7 protein-coding genes are annotated in these 12443 nt (G+C 50.7%); 2 read left to right on the forward strand and 5 right to left on the reverse strand.

The window, feature by feature from the left end; genetic code table 11:
• The 5 genes from V6Z81_10305 to ssb form a co-directional block, all read right to left on the reverse strand.
• On the reverse strand, positions 1–3187 hold a 3187-nt coding region (locus tag V6Z81_10305), incomplete at its 3' end, for a hypothetical protein (protein ID MEG9862857.1).
• 1027 nt (positions 3188–4214) lie between these two features.
• Positions 4215–4769 carry a hypothetical protein gene (locus V6Z81_10310; GenBank protein ID MEG9862858.1) on the reverse strand — a complete coding sequence of 185 codons (555 nt, stop codon included), beginning with the start codon at positions 4767–4769 and terminating at the stop codon, positions 4215–4217.
• Between the two features lie 601 nt (positions 4770–5370).
• Complete coding sequence (locus tag V6Z81_10315) at positions 5371–6306, reverse strand: DUF2493 domain-containing protein (protein MEG9862859.1); 936 nt, start codon at positions 6304–6306, stop codon at positions 5371–5373.
• An 827-nt stretch (positions 6307–7133) separates the two neighbouring features.
• Entirely contained in the window at positions 7134–7340 is a 207-nt protein-coding gene (locus V6Z81_10320) for a hypothetical protein (GenBank protein ID MEG9862860.1), read from the reverse strand.
• 80 nt (positions 7341–7420) lie between these two features.
• Positions 7421–7894 (reverse strand): single-stranded DNA-binding protein, encoded by a 474-nt coding sequence (ssb, locus tag V6Z81_10325; protein MEG9862861.1) that lies wholly within the window; start codon positions 7892–7894, stop codon positions 7421–7423.
• A 1996-nt stretch (positions 7895–9890) separates the two neighbouring features.
• Here ssb and V6Z81_10330 point away from each other — a divergent pair.
• Positions 9891–10145: a hypothetical protein gene (locus V6Z81_10330; protein MEG9862862.1), complete on the forward strand. Its 255-nt coding sequence runs from the start codon at positions 9891–9893 to the stop codon at positions 10143–10145.
• A 57-nt stretch (positions 10146–10202) separates the two neighbouring features.
• The coding region (locus V6Z81_10335; GenBank protein MEG9862863.1) for a hypothetical protein at positions 10203–12443 on the forward strand (2241 nt) is incomplete at its 3' end.

The following is a 12443-nucleotide window of genomic DNA, read 5'->3' on the forward strand; positions in this document are numbered from 1 at the left end:
CCAGAACGGGCGCAACGTTTGTTGTCGGGGGTGTGGCCGTCCCGACAATCGTCACCACGTAGGTGTAGGCCGTACTCTGATCCGTACCGTCATCGGCGTAAATGGTCAGTCTTTCATAAACCGTCTGAGCTGTGGTCAGGGCCGTGAATTTAGAGTCCATTTCAGCCAGATTATAACTTATGACTAAGTCACCCTGGGTAACAGCCCCTGCTCCGCCTCGTAAAATGGTGAATACACCATATTCACCCATTACCGTTGCCGTAGTTCTCGCGCCCACAGACGGCACTGCGACATTGTCTGCGGCTGACGTCGTTGACCAGGCCGGGGCCGCAGTGCTATCGGGATCTGTTTGAAAATCATCAGCGACCGCGCGTATCGTCAGGCCGGCGGCATTGGTTTCCTGATCACTAAACCCGACTGATTTCAATGCCGTTTCCATGGAGAGATCCGAAGGAAGCGGAACCGGATCAGTTGCTCTGGCGAATGTCGGGGCATTATTCGCCGCCGGCGCCGCCAATGTGACCCCACCGGTCGCCGCTATCGAAAGGTCTTGCGTCCCCGCCGCCTTGGACGGATCGGTATACTTGATATTGGCCCCCAGAGCCATGCCCGTCAGATCACCGGCCATAACAGTGAAGGTGGCTGCCGTGCCGCGCGGCGCCGCGACAGGCGTGCCGCCAAGAGTCCATTCAATGGTATAGTCTCCCGATGATGGGACATCGGGATCTTCCGTAATATCGACCCTATAGACATGACCCACCGCAGGAGCGCCGGTTCCCGTCATCAGCGTAATCACCCCCGTGGCATCGGTCTCATCGACATTGGTGACGCTGACCGTAACGGCATGGCTTGAGGTGGTCGAATTGCCGGCCTCGGTGACCGTGAAAGTGACGGTGTAGCTGGACTTGGTCTCAAAATCGGGAATATTCCCCGTCTTGACCCTCAGCTCGCGCGAGGTCGCATCGAAATCGAAGCTGGCGGCGTCACCTGTCGGATCCAGCACATAGCTCAGGGCGCCGGACTGGATAGCGGTCGCTTGGGGAACCGTGTAGACAACCGCACCAACGGCACTGTTCTCAGCCACAGAAGCCGTTCCCGTTCTGTCAATGGTCGGCCCCCCCGCCGGCGCTGGTGTGCCGAATGAGATATCCACCATTTCTTCAGCTGTTGTGGTCGTCAGCGTTCCCGAACCCGCGCCGCTATCCTCGGCCTGGACCGTAATGACCATGCGCTGATCGGCGCTGGTAAACATGGCTCCTGCTTTGATCCGCAGAGTGTATACCCCCGCGCTTTCAACAAGCTCGAAACGATCTGTATTGTCCTTTAATGTTACAGCCAATGGAGCTGTTCCTGAGGGATCATCGGGATCATACGCCGAGAAGGTGTAACCCGTCAGCGTGGCACTCGAAAAATCGTCACCATATGTTAATGAATTATTAAAGCTGCCCGACGGGGTAATCGTCGGGAGGTTGTCATTGACGTTATTCACATTAATGACATAGGTGTAGTCATGCGGCCCGCCCGTTCCTCCGCTACCCCGGATTTCGAGATCAAGGGTCTGGCCGCCTGCAACGTCATAGTCACCATAGCTTATGACATAGAGTTCGTGAGTTAACACAGTGCGAATGGTCCGGCTGACGATGACGAATTTTTCTTGATCTGCGCCGCCAGTAATGGCGAACGCCGTCGAGCCGGCATTATCCCCCAAATTGCCCACATGATTTGCGGGTTCAGTTTGGCCGTTTTTTTCTACGGTCGATTCAAATGCAAGATTTTCAGCATACGAAAGCTGACCGGAAAGTTGATCGCTACCCCTACTTGTGACCCACATGACGTCTCCTGCAAGCGGATTCGCGACAACACCGAGCGCAACCGAGTTTGTAATACTCTCAGAATGGCCTTCATCATCCGTGTATTCGACACGGAGGCTGATCACCTTACCCAGGTCGCTTGTCTTGACCGTATAGGTTGCACTTGTTGCACCCGTGATATCAGCATCAGCCGCACCGTTTTGACCAACATGAAACCACTGATAGGTGAGTGTTGATGCACTAAGCCCGCTCGCACTGTCAGGGTCTGCAGTAACTATATTGAGACTCAAGACATCATCAGCGACAGGTCTGTCGCGACTACCCGTCGAATCGATCCGGATGACGCCTGGACCGTCATTCACTGGGGGCGGCGCGGTATCATCGGCAGGATCATTGGTGACGGTCACGGTGATTCTGGTGCTCGTGACTACACCCTCATTGACGGGGTCAACCGTATCACCGTCATCAACCCTGACCATGATTTGATAAGTTATCTTTGTCTCGTAATCGAGAGCCCGTTTCAACCTGATCCCGTAATCATCATTATCGCCGGGTAATTTCACAACCTCGAACCGGGCATTGGCCTCAGCATTGGTTAGGCCGCTTTCATCCGATTCAACCGTAAATGTCAGCCTGTCACCATTGGCATCAGTAACCGCGAACCTGACGCCGTCAACCATGGCCCTTGAAGCATTCTCGGCAACGGTTCCTGTTGACGTATCTTCGGTGATCTCCGGGTTTGCATTTTCCGTCCCCCTGACTGCAACAATATGGTCCAGCTGGACACGCGGCGTGCCGTCAGCCGGGGGGTCGGCATAAACAATCAGCTGGTCATACACTGTGTCAGTCTTGGACACACTGCTGGCTCCATCCGCAGTATACACGGATTCCATCCTCCCGTCTTCGTGCCGAGTGACGGTGAACTCACCGTACATGCCGCGGAACATTTCCGTCTCCGTCGGTTGCGTAGTAGGATGGATAATCGGCTCCGTACTCTGCGTTGGTATGTCTTCCGTCGTCGGGTCTGTCGCAGGAGCCGGGCGATCCGTGCTGCTGCTTCTTGTTTCTGCCCGCACCGTTACCCTTGCAACGTCATTGGCGGAGGGGGCGACATCGGCAATGCTGAAACGATGTACCGAGGTAGGGCCATCCCCCTGAAGGCTATCAAAGGCCACATCGTCCCTGCTACCTGAACCGGTGTTGCTGCCGGTGACCGTGAGGAGGGGGAATTGCTTACAGGCGGCGAGCGCCAGACCCGACATCGTCCAGGCCAGCGCCGTTGTGGCAGAAGCACCATTTTTGGAGGTTCGTCGTCCGGCTGGCTTGTGCTCTGTTGTGGAAAGAAAAGCGTTGTTGGTGTTCAGATCGTTAGGCATGAACCATAACTCCTTAAGGTAGCATATGCCGGCAACGGCAGGCGGGGGTGTCCCTCAGTTTGCCCCTTTTTTGACGTGATCAAAATAAGGTTTTTTTCATCAAAATTCAAGAAAATTGGCAGAAGTATAATTCGTCAATCAGGATATTCGTTACATTGCCAAGACCACATAAATCCTAGATGTAGTTAAGGAAATGTCGTCTATTTTGGGATATAATCCCCAAAATTATTATCTGCAAGTGTATCGCAAGATATGGAGCCCGCGCTCCAAAAATTAACTTCGAATCTTGGGGCAGGAATCTAATTTGAGTTCCGGCCCATCGCCAGGAAGACGAGACCAGTTTTCTCATGGATGCCGTTACCAATGGCAATTCAAGTCACCGTCAAACAGAGCCGCCTGACGGCCATTCTGCCGCCGGAGAGGCTTCATCCCCCCCCCAAACCCTCCATCACCACAAAATCCATACAACTAAGAATATGCCGAGAAGAAAAAATCCATTCAAAGCGATCGTCGTATCTAAAAATCAAAACATCCGGGGGAGGGAACCGAAAAATAATCAATTCAGACCATTTCCGGTAGCAGCGATTTCCTGTCGGAAATCGCTGCTGGGGTGTCTGCAACAGATGGACTGCCGGTATTTCCGAATATCGCGGTGGTCGCTTAAATCCAAGATCCCGAATGTTATGATTATAAATCCAGGGGCATTGCAGGTTGACCGCCCGGCCCCCGCCGCTTCGCGGCGCCCGCCTCGCCCCCACCCAAACCGTTCGAGAGCTAATTATCCGCATATCTCCTGTGATTGTCATTTGCGCTGATATAGGCCGGAGCGAGCCCATCATATTTCTAGTCTGATGGGCAATATGGCTTCGATGCTGAAGGTCTGGATATAATGATGATCCGGACGGATCTGGGCGCTAGAGGATTAAATATTGCCGGTTAAATTGTCAGCGGATTATGGCTGAGAGTTGCCGTTATTTCCATCCCCTTCGTCTTCATTTGCTGATTGAGAGCGATCGTTATTTTCGGTCTATTCGCCCGCTTGATTGTTACGGGAATGTTGATAAGCCGTATTTTCTCTCTTACCCCGAAGATCTGCTTCCTGTTCCTTTGGTGCTGAATTGGGTTCAAGTTCAGGATCAGGTCCTTCCTTAAATTCCCCAAGAAAAAATTCTCTAACATGTTTATCTGCTAATTTTTTCAGATTAGAGATTGATAGCTCGGGACGTTCTTTCCAAGCCCTAAAGTCGACTAACAGAAGAATACAATAACTCCAATATCCAACCAGGAAAGTCCAATTCTGAACTTTATTTACCTTACTTTCTATCACTCCTACATTGTTTTCAATGTTTTTTACGCGTTGTAATATTTCCTCGGATAATTGGTCTGTTGAGCTATTGCCCTCTTCAGGATCGGCAACTATATGTTTGGCAGCAGCCACAAGTAATTTTGATTTTGACATGTTATAGTCATTAGCAATTTCACCAATCAGCTTCCAATCACTGTCATTGCAGCTGAAGGATCGTTGTTTTACTTTGCTATTCTCACTATTCTGATTTGAGCTATTATTTTCATTGTCCATCATAACCTCACTATCTGTTTTGAACCATATTTGGACTGTATAAGTATTATGTTTTTCTTCATATAAGTTTCATATTTTGCTAATCAAGGGTTGTGTAGTGATATCCCCAAATGCAGGCTCAGCTTCAAAACACAAGTGTTATACAGTTTACTGCGTCAGGTGTGTATAAAAAACTGCGTATAGCAGGAAATCTTCTCATATGCATGCTCTCTCTTTCCATAGTGCTCCTTTCCTCTCTTTTAATCCAAGGGAGGCTCTCTGACGATTGAAGAGGCAGTGCGGGGAGTGCTTGGCGAGGGTGGTCGTCACAGGGCTGGCAAGCTAATAGTATGGATGAGGGAGTGGGGTATCTTGGCAACGTCGGCAGGCTGGCTAGCTAATATATCTGACGAGCCAGTGGAGTCTCTTAGCTACGTCGACAGGCTGGCAAGCTAATGATACTGGCGGGCCAGGTGTCATGGAAAATGGGTGGGGTGTTTGCCGGGCCCGAATGAGGCTTGCGGTGAGGCAGTGCCGAGACGCTTAGCCGCAATTCGGGGGGGGCATGAATCTCCGTGGCCACAAAAAAAAGGAAGGCAGGGCGGAGCCCTGCCTTCCGTAATATTTAGCTTTGAGTTGGACCCAATCTCATAACTGGGATCCCGGCATCTTTTGCATATTTGGCGATATGCTCTTGGATGCCTGATCCCGGGCATACGATCATACCCTTGAGGTCAAAGATCGGACCGCACATTTCTTCGTTTCTCTTGAACGGTGCTGCCTTCTTGAAGGTCTTCCACTGAGCGACGACAGTATGCTCCGGAACCTTTTTGTTTCTAGCCCAGGTGAAGGCGATGTGTTCAGCCCCTTGCGACCAGCCGCCGTGAACGAGCACCATATCGGGATATTTCGCAAGACACTTATCAAGACATGCGTAAATTGCCTCATGGTCTTGATAATCTTTGCCACCGCTGAAGCCGATCCTCGTTCCTTCCGGAACCAGTGCAAGATTCTGCTTTTGCTTGGTCGCGTGCACGAACTGCTGTCCTGATATGGAAGCTGCTGTTTTGGCATTAGAGCCATATTTCATCACAGCATTCCGATCGGGGCTATTCCAGTGATATCCCCGCTGGATGGCCATCTGGTCAATCAGGTTGTCTCTGAGATGCTCCAGCGTGACCAGCCTGTAGTTGATGCTTTGACCGAGATTTGTCTGGGCCTCGATTTGAGAATTCTTGATTTCAGACAAATCGTTTTCCCGCGTCAGCCGGCCGATTTCAGTCATCACATTGTCTTGCTTACGCTCGAGTCTGCCGATAACGAAATGGATACCGGTGGTGAAGGCTGAAATGATATCATCGAAATCATCTTCAGATTTGGTATCTTCGGTGAATTCGAGCCACTGCTCGAACAGGCTTCCGATCATCGTCTCAACGTCAGCAGCTGGGATATCCCCCCGCTGGTCTTCGACATCCATCCCCCATTCTTGAGAATGGCCCCCGTGTGTCTCGAGGCGCTCTATCGTCTTATCGAATTGATTTTGTGTATGATCATAATTCATCTTACAATCTCCTGATTGATTGAATTTCAACGCGACGCCCATCGTCACGTTATTCCCAATAAAACCCACGGGCGGCTGGTTTTCTCATTTTCGCCCAGCGAGCCCCGAATGTGAGAGGCGAGTGGTGCGGAAGACAATTTTGCTTCGCGGTCCGACCCGCTTCGGATCACAGGCCTAACGATGCCTCAAATGCGTGCCAATTGGCGCGCAGTTGAAATGGGCAGCGTTGGTCTGGGGGACGAACGTGGTTGGCTTCGCGGTCAAAATTTCTTCACGGTCGCCTCTCGCATTTGGAATTGGCTCGGTGAGAAGAAAACTGCAAGGAAGGGGCGCTGGTGCGGAAGTTATCTTATCATGGCCAGCCCCAATTGGGGCTAGGGCATGGTTTGAAAACTTCTCGGTGCGGCCCTGACTGGAAGACACCGCAAGGCGGTGTTGAGAAAGTCACCAGCCGTTTGTGGTAAAAATTGGGGATTAACGGGACATGGAAAGTAATGAGCCGCTTTAGGGTCAGCTGCGAGGGGGCCCTTGTCCCCCGAGCGCTGGTCCGTAAGTTATCCTGCTCGCGTGATGCCCCCGCAAATCGCCATGCTTGCCCTTAAGCCGTTCCTGGCAGGGAAAAGCCCGACATCACGACTTTGGCGCGTCAGCGTCGATATTTGGGCTTTAACGGCTGAATGAGGGCCGGGTCTGCCGCCCCGATGCGTTCCGATGAGAGGTCGTTCGATATTCCTTCTCCCCGGTATGCGGGGAAGGGGATTGACATCGATGCGCAACACAAAAAAAACCCCCGATCAGAGATCGGGGGGAGTTCTTCTGCAACATTGTCAGACCATCCACTGAAGTTCATATCCGATATTGTCCGGATCTCCCGGGATGGGCCAGGGAACCTCTGTGATGAGGTATTCGAGCCCGTTGGTGAGGCGGATGTGTTCGCCTTCTGTGAGGGCTTCCTTGCGCTCGTCATAGACGACACAGGTTTCGGTTGAGACCGGGCTCTTTTGCCCTGAGATATCTTCATAAAAATCAGGCATGACGCCCTCCTGCGGTTGATTTCACCGAAAAAACCCGTGACGGCGGCATACCGTCACGGGCTCAGGAGGAATTGTTCCGATTAGAACGGGATACCGGCGCCATCACCGGCATTCTCGGCAGGGGCCGCGGTGGTATCTGCTGGTGCAGGTGCGGTTTCTGCTGTGCCATTGGTGCTGGTCGTTGCGGGCTTCTTGCCAAGCAGCTGAAAGCCTTCATGCTGGGTGACCACCACTTCGGTTGTGTATTTTTTGGCACCGTTCACTTCGTAGCTGCGGGTGCGCAATTTGCCCTCAATGTAAACCTGGGTCCCCTTGAGGCCATTGACCGGATCGACCTTGTCGCTCAGGGTGCGGACGGTTTGGCAGAGCTTCTCGCCATAAAGGACGATGCGGTGCCAGTCCGTGCGATCAACCTTTTCGTTGGTCTCACGATTGGTGTAGCTGTCATCTGTCCCCACGTTCAGGATGATGTAGGCGTTGCCGTTGTTGAAGGTTTTGAAGTCGGGTGTTCTGCCGACATACCCAATGAGGTTAACTTGGTTCAAACGTGCCATGTGGTTTTCTCCTTTATCATGGTTTCTTACCCTTTATTAACTTCCAATAACTCCAATCACCGGAAGTCGATCAGGGCGGAATTGGGTCATTCGGGCCGGTTTGTTCCGAAGGGGATGCGTGAATTTTTTTTTGGTTTTATTTGATTTGGGGCTGGTGGTTTGATTTTTGATTTTTGTTTGTTTTGGGTTTTCATCAGGTTTTGGATGATCTGTTTAGCATCCGTAATGTCCTTTCCCTCAACTCCTTTATGGCAAGTCCCTCCGGGGTCGGGATGAGGGCTGTCGTCGGCCGTCTGTCGGCCGGCTGTCGGCTGTCTGGCGGCCGTCCGCTGGCTGGCTGATGATTTGCTGGCGGCGTCCCCCGGCGGTTTCGTCAGTCTCGATGCGGGCGTTGCGGCTGATAGAATTCATTGCGCTTGAAAAATTTTCTTTGACGGAAAACCGCCAGTGTGTTCTTCGAAAATGCTATATTTTCAAAAATCTGAAAACCGCAGAATTCCTTGAGAAATTTTTCATTTTAGAGCGTTTTTAGCGGAAAATTAGCGTCGGAGACCTGTCTTTTTTGTGTCTTTTTTGCCGAAAATTAACATTTTGTGTTAAAAATGCTCATGACCACTTTTGTGTAAAAAGATGCCTGGGCGGCTCTCAAATCAACAATTTGGGTTGTTTTTCTTGGCGGAAGAGGGGTCACGCATCGGGTGAAGCTTTCAGCCTATCCCATTGGGATCACTGGCAACTGGAGCATCACATCCGTCGATGAGATTTTCGATAATTTATGTTCAGGGATGTTTCACTTTTGTCATCAAAGATGCTTGGCTGGCTCTAACATCAAAACGGAAGAGGGGTCATGCATCGGGTGAAGCGCTCAGCCTATCCCCTTGTGATCACTGGCAACTGGGGCTTGACATACACCGAGGTGTTTTTTGGTATTTTTGGGGGATGTTTCACTTTTCCTAAAGCGCCTGCACCCCATCCCCCTCAACTCCTTTATGGCAAAGTTGCTCCGGGGTCGGGATGAGGGTTTCGCTGCGGCGGGGTTCGCGCTGTAGCCGGCCGGATGATGCTCCGGCGGCATGACCCCGGCGTCCGACAGCATAAAAAAACCCATCCGCCAGATGGCAGAAGGGTGTCGGGATGGTCTTCGATCATGGGAAGGGGAAAATGACGGGTGATGAGACGGAGAAGACCGAAATAAAATTTGGCATGCGGAAAAAAAAGATAAATTCGGAAGAATTTAAAGGGCGAAAAATTAAAAACTGCGTGATGACGATGATGAAATGTTAAAAATAAAAAAAATAGTCACCCCTAAATCACAAATTCATTCCATTTGATTTTTTTCGGCATTTTTTTGAAGGTGGACTGATAAAAAAAATATTCAAAAGTAATAACTCGCATCGCTTTGATATTAAAGGATAATAAATCAAAAAAAATTAAAATTAATCAATTTTATGAATTATATTTTGATTTTTTTAGCGCTGAAATGAAGATTTGGCGAGATGATCGAAAACTAAACATGCCCTCAGTTGCCCAGAATAGCCCCTAGAAATCGATTCATGCCTTGAGGGCATCATGACCACCAGAAAAATCAGATCAGGCAGTCTGGAGCGTTTCTGTGCTGATCTTTGGTTTGAAAAGTCAAATTCAGGTTTTTTTTGAATTAAAAATCGAATGAAATCGATTTTTCGAACATTTATTTTCCAATTTTTATTTATCCATTTTTAGGTTTCATGATTTTTTTCAATTTTCATCTTTGATATGCTGTTGCTGACCTGCCCCTGTCCTGGCCTCCGGTTTGAATTCCAAGCAGGTCCCGGGATGACCGCAAGGTTGGCTCTAACAGATTTTTCAAATCCAAAACACGACACCGATGCCCTGACCTCAATGCCCCGTCCTCATCCCAGAATTGCCTAAAAAAGAGATATTCTGAGGAATAGTCATCGGTGATCCTATTCTGGCCTTTCGCATCAGAACCAACCGCAATCTGGACAGCTTGAAGATGTTCAACGAAAAAGCCGTCCCCAGCGCCGGGGACGGCTTTCCATTCCAAGCTTATGTGAAGCCCTGTTCAAACAATATCAAAGACTGTCATCCCGAAAAAGGGGAAATTGAAATAAAATGCAGGGCGCCGCTTTACCCCGAACTGCTATACATCGAGTGGTTAATTTTCCATGCTGTCAATATTCCGTCATTTTTCTTGAATTGTGATGATAAATTCCATAGTCTCAGCATCTTAAAAATGGGTCAAACTTGAAGGACAACTCTGCCTGCCGTTTTCGGTGTCTGCCCATGAAATCCTAGGAGAAGAAATATGCCCAATGATTTGAGCAACACCTTTCTGAACAACAACGCTTTTCTTGCGACAACCGATCATACGCTTTTCTCACGACGAACCACCAAAAATGGCGCTACCGCCACAACCGCAACGGCGCTGACCTGGACGATATCGGGTCTGGCGCTCGCCGCCTGTCAGCAGGTTCCTTTTCTTGCGATCTCAAACAACAGTTCAGGTAGCAGGGACGATGTGGCCTTTGACAGTCTTGTGGGAGACGGCCCGACTCGGGTCCAAAATTTCAGCATTGCTGATGTCGCCCCCTCCGCCGATAGCGTAACAGTGCGGGCAAAAACAACTAGCAGCACCACGACCCGCCCGGATGCCGCGACAGCCCCGACGACGGACGATATCCCAACGCAGGGTACGGAGCCGATTGCCCACCCTGACCCTGCAGCGCAGGCGACAGAGACAACGGTAACGATCCGCGGCATGTACGGCGAGTTCACCGTTACCCGTCATGCTGACGGGAGGATGGAATCCCAATATACTGCGGACAGAGCCAGTAGCGTGTCCAAGACTGAAACGGTGTACGACCAGCTGATCGTTTATGCCGACCCTCCGGCTGACGGCACGCCGAGTGTCCAGCTTGACCATATTGTTGCGGTCAGGGGGACGTTGAATGCAGCCCCGGTTATCACCGAAGATACGTCAACAGGAACCGTTGCCGAAAATGCTTCAGGGGTCATGGTTGACGGCGTCACCTTCAGAGCGGTTGATGACAATGGTGACAGCCTGACATTTTCGGTCGTGTCGGGTGAGGATAATGCGACCCAGGCCGATCACGATGAGGCGGCCCGGCTCTTCGAGGTTGTGGACTTGTCCGGCGGAAATTACGGGATCAGGCTGAAGAACGCTCTCAATTATGAGGTTAAGTCATCTTATCAAATCACGGTCACGGCCGATGACGGTGACAACGGTATGGACACGATCGATATCACCATCAATGTCACCAATGAAGATGAGGACGATGCCACGGTGTCGATTGCGAAGACGTCCGGTGGTTCTGGTGCCTATGCGGCAGGGGACACCATCACTGCGACTATCACTCAGCGGGATGAAGATGATCCTAACGCAACAATCACCTATCAGTGGACGCTTAACGGCAACAATATATCGGGGGCCACCTCAAGCACTTATACACTCAAAGCCGATGATCTCACCGGCATGCTGGCCGTTGAGATATCCTATACCGATCCGGGCAATCTGGCCGACAGCCGAACTGAAACCGTCGATTCCAACACTCTTGACCTCTCTGGTGGGGTCGCCGTCAATGCGCCTCCGGTGATCACCGTCACGACGGATACAGGAACCATTACCGAGAATGATTCCGGGGGTGCAGTCGCGGCTCTCAGGTTCGATGTAACGGATGCCGATACAAGTGCCGCCAATCTCACCTTCACGCTTATAAGCAGAACGGCTAATTTGTCCAATGAGGCACTTAATCAGGCGTTTGAGGTCGTGAGCATTAGCGACGATACATACGGGCTCAAGCTCAAAGACACGGTGATGTTGGATTATGAAGATTTATTTGGAGCAAAGATCACCAACCGTTTAGACATGATGATCAGTGTCAGTGACAACCAAGGTAATACAGTCACTTCCAACGGATCTGTCACTGTAAATGTCACCAATGTGAATGAAATCCCGGAATCAAATCCCCCGGCAGTCGACACCGTTGCCTCTGGGAGCACGTATACTTTCTCGGAGGCCAGTTTTGGCTATTCGGACCCGGAAGGGGATGCGTTTACGTCGATTACCGTCGTCAGTGCGCCAACACAGGGTTCACTGACGCTCAGTGGCACCCCCGTCTTTCAAGGTCAGCCGATACCGGTTGCCAGTCTGGGCAATCTTGTCTACACGCCAGCGCAAGGGGTAGGAAATTATACTGCAGAATTTAGGTATGCGGTGAATGACGGCACCAGTAATGGTGCCATAACGACCATCAGCATACCCGTCGCGTCCGGTACGGCGCCGACGAATAATGCGCCTGTTTTTCTTGAATCAGATAATTCCCCTGTCGTTAACGCCACAGAGAATCTCTCTGAAGACAGTGCTTCAACAGCAAGACATACCTTTAAAATTTCAGATGTTGATAGTACTGATAGCGTTGATACTCTAAACGTTGAAGCGGATGCTACTGGAAGTACGAGTGCATCGCCTGGTGCAAAAGATCACGATTCGACTTTCACCTCTATTTCCCACTCGAGTGGAACTCCA

The organism is Parvularculales bacterium (assembly GCA_036881865.1).
GTDB lineage: Bacteria > Pseudomonadota > Alphaproteobacteria > JAPOUT01 > JBAJNM01 > JBAJNM01.